The sequence below is a fragment of the Oceanobacter sp. 4_MG-2023 genome, assembly GCF_030689165.1.
Taxonomy (GTDB): domain Bacteria; phylum Pseudomonadota; class Gammaproteobacteria; order Pseudomonadales; family Oceanobacteraceae; genus Oceanobacter.
Window position 1 is genome coordinate 291,683 of record NZ_JAUYVV010000002.1, and the last position, 17,206, is coordinate 308,888.

Consider the following 17,206-nt stretch of genomic DNA (forward strand, 5'->3'; position numbering starts at 1 on the left):
GGCTGTGTATCTGATCAGCTCAGAATTTCTTCAATCGTAATGTAGTCACCCACTCGACCGGTCATCTGCTCTGCATCGGTATTGACAGGCAGAGTTTTCTTGCCTGGTCTCCAGCCTGCCGGACACACTTCACCAGTTGCTGATGCATGCTGCCAAGCTTGTACCTGACGCAGGAATTCATTGACATTACGACCAACCGAGTCTGCCTGGACTTCCTGCGCTACGCAGATGCCATCCGGGTTAAACAGAAAGCGTCCACGTAATGCCACACCCTCTTCTTCGATCAGCACACCAAAGTCCCGGCTCACTTGCTGGGTAGTATCTGCCCCCATGGTCAGCTGCAGGCCTGCCAGTACCGGTTCGGTTTCGGCAAACCGCTTATGTGAGAACTTGGAGTCCACAGACACGGGCAAGATTTCCACGCCCAGCGCCTGAAATTCATCATATTTGGCGTTCATGGCCGCAATTTCAGTCGGGCAAACAAAGGTAAAGTCGGCAGGGTAGAAACACACCACAACCCATTTGCCTTTGAAATCCTCACTCGACACCGTTGTGTAATGCCCGGTTTTGGCATTATAGGCATCCATTGTAAACTCTGGCATCTCACGACGAACCATGGTTGAACTCATAGCCTTTTTCTCCTCGGTGATAGATATTGTTTCAGCTTCCTGACCAGCCCTTGTTGGCTTGCGCGGTTTAAGCGGTGTATCACAACTCATAGTGCTCTCCTGCCTCCCCACACTCCATGGGTTATGGGATGTGGGATGTGGTATTTGTTTATCTGTTACCCATAATATAACTATATTGGAATATTTACATAAACAAATACAAATGACCTCCATACACATAATCTATCGCCCAGAAACATTGCAACCTCACCGGCGGCAAGAAAGCAATCGACAAATAACAGGTAGAGGAAAGAGAAAACGAAGAACAGCAGAAAACAGCGAGAGAGAAACAAAAACGGATGGCACCAGGCCATCCGCTTATGATTAACCGGATCGATCAGACAGTATTACTTAGCAGCTTCCAGCGCTGTTTTCACCCAGCCATCAAAGGTTTTTTGATTGGCCTCGATCCACAAGTCAGCATGACGCTCAATCGCCGCGACAGAATCATCGCCATTGGCAATCATCATGTTTTCTGCACTAACGGCATTGATGGGTAATGTCATGATAGCGAACAATTTTGCAGCAGCCGGGTTTTTCTCTGCCCAGGCTTTATTGGCAACGATACGCTCGGCGTTAATATCAAAACCATAGTCCTTGCCGTTGGCCAGCTTGGTATCAGTGCCATTCGGGTTGGCTGAGTACGGTACTTCCAGCCAGACTACGTCCTTGCCCGGAACCAGCTTGCCGGACACCCAATATGGGGTCCAGGTGTAGTACAGGACCGGCTTGCCTTCGTTGTAACGGGCGATGGTATCGGAAATGATCGCCGCGTATTGCCCTTGATTATGGCTGATGCGATCGCGCAGCTTGAACTCATCCATTTGGTACTCAATCACACCTTCGCATCCCCAACCAGCGTTACAGCCAGCCAGATCGGCTTTGCCGTCACCATTGGTATCAAACAATTTGGCGATTTTGGGGTCTTTCAAATCAGTGATTTTACTGATGCCATATTTGTCTGCTGTCTTTTTATCGATCAGATAACCCTGGGCAGCACCATTAATGTAAGTACCCTGGCGGTAGAATTTGTCGTCACCACCAGCATTTTTATACATGGTGTTGTGCAGTGGGTACCAGTTCACTGTGGTGTAGGTCAAATCACCGTTGGCAATGGCGGTATAGCCTGCACTGTAATCCACTTCCTTGATCGGTTTGATGTCATAACCCAATTTGGCCAGGGCTTTATTGACAATCACGGTCTGGAATTTTTCTTCCGAGATAGGACTATGGAATGACTGCACGCTAATGCCTTTACCCGGCAGGTCGGCAGCGCCAACAACACTGCTCAGTGTCAAAGTAACAACACCGGCAGCAATACCGGCCATCAAAGATCTGGTTTTCATAAAAGTCTCCTGATTCAGTGGTTAACTTATGGGTTCTTACTGGTCAATCGGAGCAACAGCCCGACGGGGCCGGTCTGATACCAGTGACGCACACCGCGGGCGCGGGCATCCTGCCCCAAGGCCTGGGTCAGGCGATCAAGAATAATGGCGAGAATCACAATGCCGATACCGCCGACAGCAGCCAGACCGATATCCAGTCGGCCAATGCCTCGCAGCACCATCAATCCCAACCCACCAACCGAAATCATGGAGGCAATAACCACCATCGACAGGCTCAGCATCAGGGTCTGGTTTACTCCAGCCATAATGGTAGGCATTGCCAATGGCAACTGTACCTTGAACAACATCTGACTCGGGCTGGCCCCAAAGGACTCAGACGCTTCAATCAGGTCGCCAGGAACCTGGCGAATCCCCAGATTGGTCAGCCGAATCACCGGCGGCATCGCAAAGACAATCGTCACCACGACACCAGGGACATTACCGATACCAAACAGCATCACGATCGGCACCAGATAAACAAACGCCGGCGTTGTTTGCATGGCATCCAGCGTCGGCCGCAAAATTCGATTCAGCCTGTCGTTGCGAGCCATCAGAACACCCAGCGGCAGCCCCAACAAAATGCAGAAAAAGACGGAAGTAAGCACCAGCGACAAAGTGGTCATGGCTTCACTCCAGGCACCAATGGCACCCAGCACAAACATGCCCAATGCCGTACCAATCGCCAAACGGCCACCGGCCAATTGCCAGGCCAGCAGGGCAAACAGCGCGATCATCAGCAAAGGCGGCGTACTGTTAAGCAATACATCGATGGAATTCAGCGTGGCGTCAACCGGCACCTTGACAGCCGTAAAGAAGGGGCGAAAGTTCACCACCATCCAGTCCAGCCCGTATTCTACCCAGTCTTGTAATGGCACCCAGGCTTCCGGGAAAGGGTTGGACAAGGTTGCTTCAACAGTTTCCTGAACCCTGTCGTCCTGCAACCAGCCTTCGGCCTGAAAGTTATCCTCAGACTGCTCGGCATTACCCCAGGGGTTGGTTTCTGCCATATTCTCGGTTGCAAAGGGATTATCCCCCCCCGTTTCAGCAGCTGCCGGCTCGGCAGTGGCAAACGGGTTATCCTGCAATTCGTCGTTTTGAGATATTTCCGGCTCCGTCGCGAAGGGGTTGGTATCGTTACTCATGATGGTTTATTCCCTGCGTCGTCTTCATCGTCTTCTGCTTCCCGGTCGAGGGTTTCCAGCAGGCACGTTTTGGTAATATTGCCGATATATTCGCCATCCTTGACTACCGGAACCGGGTAGTCAGACTGGGCTACCGTTGAGATCAACTCACGCACGGGAGTTTCAGCTTCAAGCGGGGTTGCCTCATCATCGGTGGAGAACACACATTGCTCCAGCATGGTGCCGGGCTTTTCTTTATCCAGCTCGCTGAGGGATGTCACACCAACCAGCTGTTGTTCACTATCCACGACATAACCATATTCCATGCCACTGTCCGTTAACTGCTGCATGGCATCCGCGACACTACCGGCGCTATCAATAGTGGATTCCGGCACGACTTCTGCCAGGTTATGTGCAGCGTAGACATTGGAAATATCCACACCCTTGAAGAATGACTTCACATATTCATTGGCCGGATTCTGCAAGATATCGTTGGGCGTACCCACCTGCACCACTTCGCCGTTTTGCATAATGGCAATACGATCACCAATACGCATGGCTTCATCGAGGTCATGGGAAATAAAGACAATGGTACGGCTATGATCAGCCTGCAGCTTGACCAGCTCGTCCTGCATCTCGGTACGAATCAGAGGGTCCAGCGCTGAAAATGCTTCGTCCATCAGCATGATGTCCGGGTCATTGGCCAGCGCCCGGGCCAAGCCGACACGCTGCTGCATACCACCCGACAATTCATCCGGATAAGAACGGCCGTGTGCTGACAAGCCGACCTGTTCCAGAGCGGCTTGCGCCTTCAGACGGCGTTCGTCAACATCAACGCCCAAAAGCTCCAGTCCGAACGCTGCGTTATCCAGCACATTGATATGGGGCATCAAGGCAAAAGACTGAAAAACCATACTGATTTTTTTACGCCGGACATCCCGTAACTGTTTCTGGTTGATTGCGGCAATATCTTCACCGTCGACCAGTACCTGTCCGCGAGTCGGTTCAATCAGCCGATTGAGCAAGCGCACCAGTGTCGATTTGCCAGAACCGGACAATCCCATAATGACGAATATTTCGCCTTCACGGATGCTCAGACTGACGTCCTTAACGCCAATCGTTTGTCCCGTGCGAGTGAATATTTCATCCTTATCGATGCCCTCATCAACCAGCGCCAACGCTTGTTGAGGACGATCGCCAAAGACTTTATAAAGGTTTTTTACTTCGAGTTTGATGGATGCCGTATCAGGTATCGCCATGATTATTTATTTATAGCTGTAAGTACTTTTACAATACAGACTTTTCCCTGCATATTCAAAACCGTCTGCCATTGTCGATATTGTTGCCATGATATAGAACAAGAAAAGTATTCCAGGCACCAATATGGCCTCAATATTAAGGATGTCGTCTATACTTCATCCCTGCTGAAGGAAAATGTCCGCCCCAAATACCTGCCAGCACAGCATTTTTCATATTTTATTTTATATATTGCTTTTAACTCTAAGCAGTCCATGCACGCTTTCTATAGCCAATGTAGCCGGAACCCGAGCCGCTAACCCCGCCGACACGACCCTTCACTTTCGTCTTTCACCCAGCCCTCAGCTGAAAATCCTCCCTCCTATTGCGTCCACGCCGGGAAAGCCGCACCATTAACGGCTACTTCATCAGCCAGAATGTCTGCTTTATGGCCAGTTTTTCTTTACTGCTTACCGCAAGCCCTTTCCTCGGTGCCAGCCACCAACAAGCCCAGGATTTTGTCCGTGCCGCCCTGGCCCAGGGCCATCAGATTCATCGGGTATTTTTCTATCAGGATGCTGTGCTCTGTGGCAGCAATCGCATTCAGTCTCCGCAAGGGCAACAGGATATCGGCGAGCAGTGGCAACAACTCGCCAACACCGGGCAATTCCCATTACAACTGTGCATCGCCAACAGTATTCGCCGCGGTCTGGTCGATCAGCAGGAAAGTGAACGGTACGATTTGCCCGGCGCAACACTCCAACCCGGCTTTGAACTGACCGGCCTGGGTGAAATGGCCGACGCCTGCGCACAATCCGACCGCATCCTGGAGTTCTGATGTCATCGACCTCATACAATCTGATTATTATCAACTCGGCACCCGTGAGCGATGCGGAACCCATCGACATGGCTTTGGCGCTGGCGGCATTTGATCAGCCCACCACCCTGCTGTTTTCAGGCCCGGGGATATACTGGCTGATCAATCATCAGGCGGCGCGCAAGGCCGGGGGCAAATCCCCTTCGCGGCTGATTGCTGCCTTGCCCATGTACGAATGCGATGCCATCTATTACTCCAGCAGTGATCGGGATGCCTTGTGTCTGGCAGCGAAGCAACTATCCAGCCTGGCAAGTGCCGCATCAGACGACACCATCAAAACCCTGATCGCCTCCAGCCACCACTGCCTGAGTTTCTGATATGACCACGCTACACACCCTGAACCAGGCCAGCCCTGCAATACTGCAACGCCTGCTGCGCTTTGCCAGCCCGCAGGATGGCCTGCTGTTAATCGGAGACGGCGTGTACTTGCTTGCACAAGACCTCGTCGCCTCAACAGCCATCCACCTTTATTATCGACACCAGGATTACGACCAGCGTGGCCTGAGCGATAACGACAGTCCGGTCAATAGTCCGGCCAATGCTACCGCCGTGGACGACAATGACTGGGTGCAACTCACCCTGACACACTCACGCACCGTGCACTGGAAATAGGAACGCGTCATGAGCAACGCTCTGTTACTGGACAAAGACGGCTTTCTGGTAAATCTGGACGATTGGAATCCGGCGGTTGCCAACCAGCTGGCGCAGACTGAAAACATCCAGCTCAACGATGCACATTGGGAGATTCTGCAGCTATTGCGGCAATTCCATAACGAGTTTGACCTGTCCCCCGCCATGCGGCCGCTGACCAAATACATCAAAACCCATCTTGGTGCCGAACAAGCCAGCAGCATTTATTTACTCAAGCTGTTTCCTGGCAGTCCCGCCAAAATAGCCGCCAAAATAGCAGGGCTACCACGCCCGGAGAATTGCCTGTGACACAGACCCCAACAACCATCAGCCACACAAACAAACACCCTCTGGCTGACCTTGTCCGTATTCTGGCCCGCGGCAAAAATGCCAGCCGCAGCATGACCTTCGATGAAGCCCGCTTTACCATGGGTGAATTGATTGCCGGGCGCTTTGAGCCAGAACAGCTCGGTGCCATTCTAATGCTGCTACGGGTCAAGGAAGAAACAGCGGAAGAACTGGCGGGGTTCGCGGCAGCCATCAACGACCAGTGGCCAGCATCCACTGCAGATTCCCCTGCCTACGATCTGGTCTGGCCCAGTTACGCAGGCAAACGCCGCCAGCCATTCTGGTGTCTGCTATCAGCACTGCTGCTGGAGCAGATGGGCTACCGTATCCTGTTCCACGGCAGTACCGCCCATACCGAAGGCCGGGTATATCTGCACGAAGTATTTGAACAGCTGGACCTGGCAACACTGGCGCATACTGACCAGATCAATCATGGCCCCAGCCTGGCCTACCTGCCTTGCGAAGCGATCAACCCATTATTCCAGCGCTGGCTGTCACTCAAGGCCATTCTTGGGGTTCGCTCCCCCATCAATACCCTGCTAAAAACCATTGCCCCCCATGGCACCGCCAGCGTGCAAGGCATATTCCACCCCAGTTACGCCGTCACTCACGCCGGTGCCGCAGCAATTAATGGCAACGACATGCTGGTGATCAAGGGCGAAGGTGGGGAGTTTGAAGTCAACCCGGAACGTAGCTGCCGGGCGTATTACCATTTGAATGGCCAATCCGGTGAACTGGTAATACCCAACCAGCACAGTCATTTTGCCGACAAACCCGCAGGTATCGACAGCAACCTGCTCGTGCAGATGTGGCAAGGTGGCCTGAACAGTGAATACGCCCACCAGGCCGTGATTCATACTGCAGCACTGGCGCTGGTGGCGATCCGCAAACAGCCGGAGCAGCTGGAGGCGATTACCGCAGAATGCCAGGCGGCCTGGCAGGCACGGGACACTGGCCGTCTCAGCAAGTAAGGCAGGTATCATCCTTATAACTGGATAGCTGGGGCAGAATCAGCCAGGCCAGAGCCTCACTGTCACATGCAGCCACACCAGCAAGCGGTCTGATGCAGCGATTTATTCGCTGCGCCAGGCCAGTTTGCCGTGCAAACCAACAACACTACCAATGATCGTCAATGTTGGCGCATGCACTTCATTTGCTGCAATAAAATCCGGCATATCCGCCAATGTACTCACATGCACCTTTTGATCGGGCAAAGTACCTTTTTCAACCAGTGCAATCGGGGTTGACGCTGCCATGCCATGTTTAACCAGCTGACGACAGATCTCGGCAATACCACTCAGTCCCATATAAACCACCAATGTCTGATGCGGATGAATCAGCTCAGACCAAGGCAGATTGCAGCTACCATCACGCAAATGCCCGGTCACAAAGCGAACACTCTGGGCATGATCCCGGTGCGTCAGCGGAATACCGGCATACGCTGCGCAACCACTGGCAGCGGTAATACCCGGCACCACCTGAAATGGCACGCCGTATTGCGCCAGCAGCTCGATTTCCTCGCCACCACGACCAAAAATAAACGGATCGCCGCCTTTCAGACGCAAAACCCGCCGCCCCTTACGCGCTTCATCTGCCAAACGCTGGCTGATTTCTTCCTGTGGTACGGCATGATTGCTTTTGGCCTTGCCAACGTACACCCGTTCGGCGTCACTGGCGATCAATGCCATGACACCTGGCCCAACCAGTCGATCATAAAAAACCACATCCGCCGACTGAATCAGCCGTAAAGCCCGAAATGTCAGCAAGTCAGGGTCTCCTGGCCCAGCACCCACCAGATACACTTCCCCCATCGTCACAGTCTGGCCAGCGAGCAGCTGGTTCGCCAGCAACTGCGCCCGCTCCGGTTGTCGGGCCAACACCAGCTCAGGCACATTACTACGCATCACCTGACGCCAGAAAGCGGCTCGCAACGGCGCAGCCAGACGTTCCTTGACCTGATCACGCATCCGTTCGAGCATCTCACCCAACTGACGGTATTCTTGCGGCAAAAAAGCGTCCAGACGCTGGCGCATATGACGCGTCAAGGCAGGAGAGGCACCACGACTGGAAATCGCCACCAACAGCGGTGACCGATCAATCACCGCCGGGAAGATAAAGTCGTTATCGTCCTGGCAATCCACCCGACAAACAAAACAACCCTGCTGACGTGCCGTTACCGCCAGCGTTGCATTCAGTGAATGGTTATCCGTTGCCAGCACGACAAAAGCACCGGCAACAAACACCTCTTGCTCCGTGGCTTCACGCGCTTCCAGCTGAATCGAACCTTGCTGTGCCAGGCGGGCGATATCCACCCCTGCCGATGGCGTAATAACCGTCACTGCCGCCCCAGCCTGAACCAGAGTGTGAACCTTGCGACCAGCGACCGCTCCGCCACCAACCACATAAAATGGCCGTATATCTCCCTTCAGTACCAGCGGCAGTGTCATCATGGCTTCAATACCTCAAGACCACCCATATAAGAACGCAACACCTCTGGCACTACCACGCTGCCATCGGCTTGTTGGTAATTTTCCAGAACCGCCACCAATGCCCGCCCCACAGCCAGACCGGAACCATTCAGGGTATGCAGCAGTTCCGGCTTGCCGGTTTCCGGGTTACGCCAGCGCGCTTGCATACGACGCGCCTGATAATCCATAAAATTACTGCAAGAAGATATTTCCCGGTACTTGTCCTGCCCTGGCAGCCAGACTTCCAGGTCGTAGGTTTTGGCTGCAGAAAAACCGAGATCACCACCACACAAAATAACTTTGCGGTACGGCAATGCCAGTTTCTGCAGAATCGCTTCGGCGTGACCAGTAAGCTCTTCCAGGGCAGCCTCAGATTGTCCGGCCTGAACAAACTGCACCAATTCCACCTTGTCGAACTGATGCTGACGGATCATACCGCGGGTATCCCGGCCATAGCTGCCGGCCTCACTGCGGAAACACGGCGTATGCGCTACTTTCTTGAGGGGTAATTCACCGTCAAAAACAGTGTCGCGCAACAGGTTGGTCACGGGTACTTCGGCGGTCGGAATCAGATAGAAGTCCTTATCCCCCTGAGCATCCGGGATGCGGAACAGATCCTCGGCAAACTTCGGCAGCTGGCCAGTCCCCTCAAGGGCACTCTTGTTCACCAGATACGGTACATAGGTTTCTTCATATCCATGCTCATCGGCGTGGGTATCAATCATAAACTGCGCCAACGCCCGGTGCAGGCGAGCGATCTTGCCACTCATGGCCACAAAACGGGAGCCGGCAAGAGCGGTACCGGCTTCAAAGTTCATGCCCAGCGGTTCACCCAGATCCACATGATCGCGGGCAGCAAAATCCAGCTTGACCGGCTGGCCCCAAGTCATGACCTCGACGTTGTCTTCTTCATCCTTGCCTGCTGGCACATCGGCATGCGGCACGTTGGGAATCGCCATCAGCCACTGATGCAATGCCTGTTCGGCTTCCTTGGCTTCGGTTTCAGCCAGCGAAATATCGGAATCGATGCCGCCCATTACCTGCTTTTTGGCTTCGTCCGGGGATACACCCTGCTTGATCAAGATACCAATTTCCCGGGATGCTTTTTTCTTCTCAGCCTGCAAGGATTGGGCGCGAGTCAGTGCGGATTTTCGACGCTCGTCCATGGATGAAAAGCTGGCCGCGTCAAATTGAACGCCTTTAATAGCCAGTGCTGCCGTTACAGATTCCAGGTTGTCGCGAATAAACTTGATGTCGAGCATGAGAATAAAGTCCGGATAATAAGAAGCGTATAAAGTGAATTCGGGGTACAGCTTTGATGTTGTCAATGTTTACGGCAAACAACGTTCACCATGCCTGATCAGCATGCGTGAGGTGATCCTTGCCATTTTGCCATTGTCAACTCATGCCACGCCGGTTCGAGAACAGGCCCGCCTGATGCACCCTTGGTAGTGAATTGTGATATTGACTACTGGTATGGCCCATACATTGCCATCATAAAGGCGCTTGCAAGCAGCCCTCAGGTCTCAGCCCTGGTTTTTCAACAAGGTACTGGCTAATGCCATGCCACTACCGGTTGCCAGCAAACAGCCAATAACAGAGATGCCTATGTAAGCCGCCGCAGCGCTATAGCGCTGCTGCTGCAACAACGACACACTTTCAAGCGAAAACGTTGAAAATGTGGTGAAGGCACCCAAAAACCCGACCATGGCCAGTTGCTTGTGGTGCTCTGCGCCCCACTGCTGCTGAACCAGAAAGACAAAGGCCATACCAATGACAAAGGAGCCTATCAGGTTCACTGACAGCGTGCCATACGGGAACGCCTTACCCATCCAACGGAATACGGAACTGGCCACCCAGTAGCGGAATAGTGCCCCAAAAGCACCACCCAGTCCGATCCACAACAGCGCCATAATCATTTTCCTTCGGGTTGCTTAGTCAGTCTGATCCGACTCATGATAAGGATACCGCGGAGTCGGCGACTGACGATTCAGTGCTTGCAAGTGTTCCAGCTTCTGACTGATCTTGCTCTCCAGCCCCCGCGCTACCGGATGATAGAAACGAGCATCCTTTAATTCTACCGGAAAATAGTTTTCACCGGCCGCAAATGCCCCCGGCTCATCATGGGCGTAACGATATTCGGCGCCATAATCGAGCTCTTTCATTAATTGGGTAGGTGCATTCCGCAAGTGTATCGGCACTTCATATCCCGGCTGGGAAGCAACCAGTGCCCGAACTTCGTTATACGCTTTGTACACTGCATTGCTTTTGGGAGCACAGGCCAGGTACACCACCGCCTGGGCCAGCGCCAGCTCTCCCTCCGGGCTGCCCAGTCGCTCCTGAGTATCCCAGGCACTCAGACACAACCCCAGCGCCCGCGGATCTGCATTACCCACATCTTCGCTGGCCATACGCACAATACGCCGGGCCAGATACAGAGGATCACAACCGCCGTCCAGCATACGCACCAACCAGTACAGCGCGGCATCCGGGTCGGAGCCACGCATCGATTTGTGCATCGCAGAAATCTGGTCATAAAAGGCTTCGCCACCTTTGTCAAAACGACGACCAGGCTGCGTCAACAATGCCTCGACCACCTCGGTAGTCAGCACCTGACCGGCCGCCAGCTGCAGAGCAAATTCATAATTATTCAGTGCCCGACGAGCATCACCGTCCGCCACCAGAGCGATACGCGCCAGCGCTTCAGGTTCGGCCTCACCAGGCAACTCTCCGGCAGCCAGCAAGCGTTGCTCTGCCTGTTGTAAAACCGTCAGGATATCGTCCTGACCCAGGCTCCGCAGCACGTAGACCTGGGCTCGGGACAGCAAGGCGTTATTCAACTCAAACGATGGATTTTCAGTGGTCGCGCCGATAAACAACAAGGTGCCGTCTTCGACATGGGGCAAAAACGCATCTTGCTGCGATTTGTTAAACCGATGCACCTCATCGATAAACAAAACGGTCTTCAGACCCCGGGCACGATACATACTGGCCTGTTCCACTGCCGCACGAATATCCTTGACCCCCGACATCACCGCACTTAAAGAAATAAAGCGGGCATCGACATACTGGGCCACCAGCCGCGCCAGGGTGGTTTTGCCCACCCCCGGCGGCCCCCAGAAAATCAGTGAGTGCAACTGCCCGGCATCCAGAGAGCGGCGCAAGGGAGCACCTGGCCCCACAACATGGGTCTGGCCAATATATTCTTGCAGACTGGTAGGGCGCATGCGGGATGCCAGCGGTTCATAACCCTCGGGCTGGCCGAACAGATCGTCTGAATCCTGCCCCATCAGAAATGGGTTCGGGCATCAATTACATCAACCCCGTCCGGCACATCAAACACAAAAGCCATCGGATCCAGGGTTTGATTACGGGCAATATCACTGAGCTGGATATCGGTCACTTGCCCGGTGGCATCCGCAATCGTCATCGACATCAGTTGATCCCCCTGATAAGCGAAATCCAGAAATTCAAACAGCTGGCTTTTATCGTGGGGAATCAGATGAAAAACACGCTGGCCATTTTTCTGAAACTGGCTCACCTCAAAATTACTGGCCACATCCTCCTGTCGCCCACCCAATAACAAGGCGGGCATGTCCTGCACTCGCAGTTCCAGATTACGAATGGTGACCTGATCCAGGTCCTGATCAAAAATCCAGACCAGTTCACCATCAGACACGACCAGCTGCTCATATGGTGGCCGGGTTTGCCAACGCAACTTGCCGGGGTTGGCAATCGCCAGGCGCCCTTCTGTCTGTTGCAGCGCCTGCCCTTGCTGGTCGCGGATAGTCTGGACAAAATCAGCTTCCAGGGTGGTGGTACCACCCAAGCGCTCAACAAAAGACGCCAGCGCAGCGTCATCTGCCATGGCCAGCAGAGGATGGAACAGGGTCGCAGCCAGTACGACAGACACCCCGACCAGCGGGCGAAAAAAATATTCAAGATACAAAAAAGACATCCTCATAATATGTTACGAATAAGCCATACGTGCCGCTCGGAGAGCATTGTATTTAAAACGGTCGCTCCGGTGCTGCCGCAGCCAACACTTCCCGACTGCCATTATGGGCTGGTGGACTCACTACCCCGGCGGCTTCCATGGCTTCGACCAGACGGGCAGCGCGGTTGTAGCCAATCCGCAATTTGCGCTGCACCCCTGAGGTGGAACATTTGCCTGACTCTGTTACAAAGGCAACGGCCTGATCAAACAGTTCATCCTGTTCGTCACCGCTTTCCCCTGTCGTCGCGGCCGTCAAGGATTCTTCCGACATCTGCGTAATCTCTTCCAGATAGTCCGGCTCACCACGCAGTTTCCATTCCGCCACAACCCGATGCACTTCGTCGTCATCCACAAAGGCCCCATGCACCCGATCCGGCAACGCCTGACCCGGTGGCATGTACAGCATATCACCGTGCCCGAGCAGCTGCTCTGCCCCGCCCTGATCAAGAATCGTACGAGAGTCGATGCGGGACGACACCTGAAATGCCATTCGGGTTGGCACGTTGGCCTTGATCAAGCCGGTAATCACGTCGACCGATGGCCGCTGTGTGGCCAGAATCATATGAATCCCTGCCGCCCGGGCTTTCTGGGCGATACGGGCAATCAGCTCTTCGACTTTTTTGCCTACCATCATCATCATGTCGGCAAATTCGTCGATCACAATCACAATATATGGCAAAGGCTCCATGATTCTGGGAGTGGTATCGTACGACTGGGATATATCCCAGAGCGGATCCAGCAACGGCTCGCCAGCCTCGATCGCTTCCCGCGCTTTCTTGTTGTAGCTCGCCAGGTTACGAACCCCCATCGAGGCCATCAACTGATAACGACGTTCCATTTCTGCCACCGACCAACGCAAACCATTAGCGGCTTCTTTCATATCGGTAATTACGGGGGTCAACAGGTGCGGAATCCCTTCATAAACCGACAGTTCGAGCATTTTCGGATCGACCATGATCAGCCGCAGCTCTTCGGGCGTCGACTTGAACAACAAACTGAGGATCATGGCATTAATACCAACGGATTTACCTGAGCCTGTGGTACCCGCTACCAGCAAATGCGGCATTTTGGCCAGATCTGTCACCATCGCGTTACCGCCAATATCATGACCCAGGGCCAGTGTCAGAGGCGATGATGCATCATCAAAATCTTTCGATGACAGCACATCAGACAAGGCAACAATCGCCCGATTCTCATTCGGCACCTCAATACCCATAACGGACTTGCCTGGAATGACTTCCACCACCCGTACACTGATCATCGCCATGGAGCGGGCCAGATCCTTGGCCAGGTTGGTAATCTTGCTGGCTTTGACGCCAGGTGCCGGCTGGATCTCAAAACGGGTAATCACCGGGCCGGGAGCTACTCCGGTTACTGTGATCTTGACGCCAAAATCAGCCAGCTTTTGTACCAGCAATCGGGACATATCCTGCAAGCGTTCATCCGAGAAGCCAAATGCCTGGTCCTTGCGGGGCGGGTCCAGCACCGCAATCGAAGGTAACGGTGACAGCTCTGGTTGAGGTTCGTTACCCGCCTGCAAATCACGCAAAGCGCGCTCGCTTACACCAGTGTCTTTCTTTTCCAGTGGCTGAATCGGAATGGCTTTTTCTGCTGCAACAGCGGCAGGGCGACCAGGGTTTTGTCTGGCTGGGCGAGCAGATGGCCGTTTTGCTGCCGAAGAACCTGACGATGCATCAGGAACAGCCCCGGACACATCAGGCACACCACCATCAGGCACACCACCATCAGGCATACCACTACCAGCCAACCTTTCAGGCTCTTGTCTTTCAGGTTTTTGTACAGGAGATATCAACGGCTTGGCAGATCGAGGGTCAGATGGCTCGGATAATACCGGAGGTGGTATGGCATCGGCGGCAGAGTCGAGCACGGGCGCATCTTCTTCTGTGGCCAGGCGATCATCATCAGTCAGCCAGGGAATATCAGCGTCATCAGCAGACAAGTCTGTTTTGTTTTGTGTCTCTTGTACTACGGTCAAAGTCGGCGCTTCCGGGTTGACGGAAAACCCTGGCTCATCCAATTCATCTTCGTGGGGCGCTGGGAACACCCCCAGCAATGATTCATCTCCCAACACAGGTTCTGATCGCTGCCGAATACTGGCTCCTGCAGTAAATTCAGCCACATCCACAATGTCGGACTGATCATCGCCATCTGTTATTCCGCTCTCGATACGAGGGTTGGACTGGCTGCCAGCCGTTGCCAGCCAGGACAAAGGTGACTCTGACTGGTTATTTTCCAGGCTTGCTTCAGAAGCCCTGAAGTTATCAAAGGCAATATCAGATGTTTCATTACCGGGTTGTTCGGCACTATTGCTGATAGCCCTTCCAGCACTGGTCTGGCCAGGCAACCACGACAAAATGATTTCACCAATACGGTCAAACAATGCCAACCATGAAAACTCCAGGAACAGCATCAACCCCAGCGCCAGCATCCCGATCAGGATCACCACCGATCCAGCAAACCCAAACAGCGGCGACAGATAGTTGAATACGCCCACACCCAGCATGCCACCAGAGCCGACTGGCAAGGACTGGCCCGGCCAGATACTCAAATGTGCCAGAGCACACAAGGCCGACAGGGTCAGCAACATGCCCACACCTCGTAACAACCAGGTAAGCCCACTGGCCCGGTGAGGTTGACGGAACAACAAGCCGAGCTTCACCAGCAGGAAAGCCGGTAAGCCATAGGCCAGATAACCAAAACCGTGCAGCAGGATATCCGCCACTACAGCCCCTACTCTGCCCACCGCGTTATGTGCAGGCCCGGAACCGCTGGCAGACCAGCCCTGATCGGCAGGAGAATAGCTCGACAAGGCCATCAACAGCAGCAAGCAGATCAGTGTCAACGACAAAAACAGGGCGTCCTGGCGTCGACTCCAGCCCGCGGTAACCTGCGCTCCGGAATTGACATCAACGGCATCGGCCATTTCCGGTGTATCCTTAGACAATTCAATATCCTGTGACATCAACAAAGACCTGAGTTTACCACGGCTAAAACATGATTGATTGGTTGGATGAATGCGCTGATCCGCAATTTCCGGATACAACAAACGCGCTCAAATACCCGGATGGACTACTGGCAGCAGGTGGAAATATAACCCCACCCTGGCTGTACTACGCCTACACCCGAGGCATCTTTCCCTGGCACGGAGAGGATGAACCTCGTCTCTGGTGGACACCCTCTCCCCGAGCAGTGATTTTGCCAGACACTTTCCGCATATCACGCACTATCCGCAAAGAGCTGAAACGCAGCCCACTGAGTTTTACCAGCAACCTGGCATTCAAACAGGTTATGACTGCCTGCGCGGAAGTCCATGCTGAGCAATCCGGCACCTGGATTCAACCAGAGATGATCGATGAGTACCATCGCCTGGCCAGTGCCGGGTTTGCTCTCAGTGTTGAATGCTGGAACGACCAGGGTGAGCTGGTGGGTGGTTTCTATGGCATTCGCATTGGCCAGGCTTTTTTTGGTGAGTCGATGTTTTCCCGTCAGTCCAACACCGCCAAGCTGGCGTTTGCCTGTGCCGCACCCCAGCTATTTGATAACGGTATAAAAATAATCGATTGCCAAATGCATACCGAGCACCTGGCCCGATTCGGTATCGTCAACCTGGATCGTCGATCATTCGAAAACCATCTGCTTCAAGCAACCAGCCACCAACCTACCCGACCATTGCTGCCAACCTGGCTTGACCATTCAGCCGCCACCAGCTCCGCCATGCCATCGGAGGTGCCACGATGACCCGCGTCATGCTACTCAAGCCACAGACCACTCACTCTTGTGGCTATTTGCCTCAACAGGAATCCGTCAGTCTGTATGTTGACCCCAACACACCGATGGACGACTTCCTGCTCAGCCAGCTGAACCTCAACGGTTTTCGGCGCAGCGGCCGCAGCCTTTATCGGCCCGATTGCCCAACCTGTAATGCCTGCACCTCGTTGCGTATTCCTGTTGACCGTTTCACCCCCAAGCGCCGCTTTCGCAAGGTGTTAAAACGCCTCCAACACTGGCAACTCCATGTCGAAAAGCCATCCATGCGCTGGTATGCGGATTACGCCCACTACATCCATCAACGCCACGCTGATGGCAGCATGTATCCACCGTCGGAAGAGCAGTTTCAGGATTTCCTGATCCAGGGTTTTGACAATCATCGTTTTTTGGTAGCGACTGAGCAGGGACAATTCAGGGCATGCCTGGTATTTGATGTGCTGATGGATGGCTTATCGTCGGTTTATTGTTTTTACGATCCGGCACTCACACGGGAGTCACCAGGAACCTTTATGATTTTGCAGCTCACGCGCCTGACAGCGGCCTTGCAACAACCTCACCATTACCTTGGTTATTGGGTGCCCGGTTGCTCCAAAATGGAATACAAAACGGACTTTCAACCATTGGAACAGTTTGTTAATGGCAATTGGTGCAGTTATTCGCCCGGATAACTTTGATTATTGGCAGGAA

General features: G+C 53.7%; 17 protein-coding genes. 7 read left to right on the forward strand and 10 right to left on the reverse strand.

Features of this window, described 5'->3' with window-relative positions; all coding sequences use genetic code 11:
- Window positions 1-14: 14 nt before the first annotated feature.
- The 4 genes from Q8W24_RS02995 to proV form a co-directional block, all read right to left on the reverse strand.
- Window positions 15-629: a peroxiredoxin gene (locus tag Q8W24_RS02995; protein ID WP_303431544.1), complete on the reverse strand. Its 615-nt coding sequence runs from the start codon at window positions 627-629 to the stop codon at window positions 15-17.
- Between the two features lie 386 nt (window positions 630-1,015).
- Window positions 1,016-2,014 (reverse strand): glycine betaine/L-proline ABC transporter substrate-binding protein ProX, encoded by a 999-nt coding sequence (proX, locus tag Q8W24_RS03000; RefSeq protein WP_303431543.1) that lies wholly within the window; start codon window positions 2,012-2,014, stop codon window positions 1,016-1,018.
- A gap of 26 nt (window positions 2,015-2,040) precedes the next feature.
- Window positions 2,041-3,195 carry a glycine betaine/L-proline ABC transporter permease ProW gene (proW, locus tag Q8W24_RS03005; protein ID WP_305474351.1) on the reverse strand — a complete coding sequence of 385 codons (1,155 nt, stop codon included), beginning with the start codon at window positions 3,193-3,195 and terminating at the stop codon, window positions 2,041-2,043.
- Window positions 3,192-4,433, reverse strand: coding sequence for a glycine betaine/L-proline ABC transporter ATP-binding protein ProV (gene proV / locus Q8W24_RS03010; RefSeq protein ID WP_305474352.1), 1,242 nt, complete (start codon window positions 4,431-4,433; stop codon window positions 3,192-3,194). Before proV ends, proW begins: the two co-directional genes overlap by 4 nt.
- A gap of 425 nt (window positions 4,434-4,858) precedes the next feature.
- Between proV and tusD the strand changes: the two genes are divergently transcribed.
- Genes tusD through Q8W24_RS03035 form a run of 5 tightly spaced genes read left to right on the forward strand, consistent with a single transcriptional unit; the run spans window position 4,859 to window position 7,236 of the window.
- Complete coding sequence (gene tusD / locus Q8W24_RS03015; RefSeq protein WP_303431540.1) at window positions 4,859-5,248, forward strand: sulfurtransferase complex subunit TusD; 390 nt, start codon at window positions 4,859-4,861, stop codon at window positions 5,246-5,248.
- Complete coding sequence (locus tag Q8W24_RS03020) at window positions 5,248-5,604, forward strand: DsrE family protein (protein WP_303431539.1); 357 nt, start codon at window positions 5,248-5,250, stop codon at window positions 5,602-5,604. Before tusD ends, Q8W24_RS03020 begins: the two co-directional genes overlap by 1 nt.
- Before the next feature lies 1 nt (window position 5,605).
- Window positions 5,606-5,899, forward strand: a complete 294-nt coding sequence (locus Q8W24_RS03025) for a DsrH/TusB family sulfur relay protein (RefSeq protein ID WP_305474353.1) — start codon at window positions 5,606-5,608, stop codon at window positions 5,897-5,899.
- 9 nt (window positions 5,900-5,908) lie between these two features.
- The gene (locus Q8W24_RS03030; protein WP_305474355.1) at window positions 5,909-6,226 is read left to right on the forward strand and encodes a TusE/DsrC/DsvC family sulfur relay protein; all 318 of its coding nucleotides are present in this window, start codon (window positions 5,909-5,911) and stop codon (window positions 6,224-6,226) included.
- Entirely contained in the window at window positions 6,223-7,236 is a 1,014-nt protein-coding gene (locus Q8W24_RS03035) for a glycosyl transferase family protein (RefSeq protein ID WP_303431536.1), read from the forward strand. The genes Q8W24_RS03030 and Q8W24_RS03035 overlap by 4 nt, the downstream gene beginning before the upstream one ends.
- Window positions 7,237-7,338: 102 nt before the next feature.
- On the opposite strand, the gene cysG is transcribed toward Q8W24_RS03035, so the two are convergent.
- From cysG to Q8W24_RS03065, 6 genes are all read right to left on the reverse strand, one after another.
- Entirely contained in the window at window positions 7,339-8,715 is a 1,377-nt protein-coding gene (gene cysG / locus Q8W24_RS03040; protein ID WP_303431535.1) for a siroheme synthase CysG, read from the reverse strand.
- Window positions 8,712-9,995, reverse strand: coding sequence for a serine--tRNA ligase (serS, locus tag Q8W24_RS03045; protein WP_303431534.1), 1,284 nt, complete (start codon window positions 9,993-9,995; stop codon window positions 8,712-8,714). The genes cysG and serS overlap by 4 nt, the downstream gene beginning before the upstream one ends.
- Before the next feature lie 264 nt (window positions 9,996-10,259).
- The gene (crcB, locus tag Q8W24_RS03050; RefSeq protein ID WP_303431533.1) at window positions 10,260-10,646 is read right to left on the reverse strand and encodes a fluoride efflux transporter CrcB; all 387 of its coding nucleotides are present in this window, start codon (window positions 10,644-10,646) and stop codon (window positions 10,260-10,262) included.
- A 21-nt stretch (window positions 10,647-10,667) separates the two neighbouring features.
- Window positions 10,668-11,960, reverse strand: coding sequence for a replication-associated recombination protein A (locus tag Q8W24_RS03055; RefSeq protein ID WP_370693296.1), 1,293 nt, complete (start codon window positions 11,958-11,960; stop codon window positions 10,668-10,670).
- 62 nt (window positions 11,961-12,022) lie between these two features.
- Window positions 12,023-12,682 (reverse strand): outer membrane lipoprotein chaperone LolA, encoded by a 660-nt coding sequence (gene lolA, locus Q8W24_RS03060; RefSeq protein ID WP_303431530.1) that lies wholly within the window; start codon window positions 12,680-12,682, stop codon window positions 12,023-12,025.
- A 61-nt stretch (window positions 12,683-12,743) separates the two neighbouring features.
- On the reverse strand, window positions 12,744-15,695 hold the full coding sequence (locus tag Q8W24_RS03065) for a DNA translocase FtsK (RefSeq protein WP_305474358.1): 2,952 nt from the start codon (window positions 15,693-15,695) through the stop codon (window positions 12,744-12,746).
- Between the two features lie 50 nt (window positions 15,696-15,745).
- Between Q8W24_RS03065 and aat the strand changes: the two genes are divergently transcribed.
- Together aat and Q8W24_RS03075 are read left to right on the forward strand one after the other, a co-directional pair.
- Window positions 15,746-16,489 (forward strand): leucyl/phenylalanyl-tRNA--protein transferase, encoded by a 744-nt coding sequence (aat, locus tag Q8W24_RS03070; RefSeq protein WP_305413349.1) that lies wholly within the window; start codon window positions 15,746-15,748, stop codon window positions 16,487-16,489.
- Window positions 16,486-17,187, forward strand: coding sequence for an arginyltransferase (locus Q8W24_RS03075; RefSeq protein WP_305413351.1), 702 nt, complete (start codon window positions 16,486-16,488; stop codon window positions 17,185-17,187). The genes aat and Q8W24_RS03075 overlap by 4 nt, the downstream gene beginning before the upstream one ends.
- The last annotated feature ends 19 nt before the right edge of the window (window positions 17,188-17,206 follow it).

Bases quoted from the DNA above. Each gene is read 5' to 3' on its own strand.
- cysG (WP_303431535.1), bottom strand. From the start codon at position 8,715: ATGATGACACTGCCGCTGGTACTGAAGGGAGATATACGGCCATTTTAT.
- Q8W24_RS03030 (WP_305474355.1), top strand. From the start codon at position 5,909: ATGAGCAACGCTCTGTTACTGGACAAAGACGGCTTTCTGGTAAATCTG.
- proX (WP_303431543.1), bottom strand. From the start codon at position 2,014: ATGAAAACCAGATCTTTGATGGCCGGTATTGCTGCCGGTGTTGTTACT.
- crcB (WP_303431533.1), bottom strand. From the start codon at position 10,646: ATGGCGCTGTTGTGGATCGGACTGGGTGGTGCTTTTGGGGCACTATTC.
- Q8W24_RS02995 (WP_303431544.1), bottom strand. From the start codon at position 629: ATGAGTTCAACCATGGTTCGTCGTGAGATGCCAGAGTTTACAATGGAT.
- proW (WP_305474351.1), bottom strand. From the start codon at position 3,195: ATGAGTAACGATACCAACCCCTTCGCGACGGAGCCGGAAATATCTCAA.
- Q8W24_RS03075 (WP_305413351.1), top strand. From the start codon at position 16,486: ATGACCCGCGTCATGCTACTCAAGCCACAGACCACTCACTCTTGTGGC.
- aat (WP_305413349.1), top strand. From the start codon at position 15,746: ATGATTGATTGGTTGGATGAATGCGCTGATCCGCAATTTCCGGATACA.
- Q8W24_RS03020 (WP_303431539.1), top strand. From the start codon at position 5,248: ATGTCATCGACCTCATACAATCTGATTATTATCAACTCGGCACCCGTG.
- Q8W24_RS03025 (WP_305474353.1), top strand. From the start codon at position 5,606: ATGACCACGCTACACACCCTGAACCAGGCCAGCCCTGCAATACTGCAA.
- Q8W24_RS03055 (WP_370693296.1), bottom strand. From the start codon at position 11,960: ATGCGCCCTACCAGTCTGCAAGAATATATTGGCCAGACCCATGTTGTG.
- serS (WP_303431534.1), bottom strand. From the start codon at position 9,995: ATGCTCGACATCAAGTTTATTCGCGACAACCTGGAATCTGTAACGGCA.
- proV (WP_305474352.1), bottom strand. From the start codon at position 4,433: ATGGCGATACCTGATACGGCATCCATCAAACTCGAAGTAAAAAACCTT.
- tusD (WP_303431540.1), top strand. From the start codon at position 4,859: ATGGCCAGTTTTTCTTTACTGCTTACCGCAAGCCCTTTCCTCGGTGCC.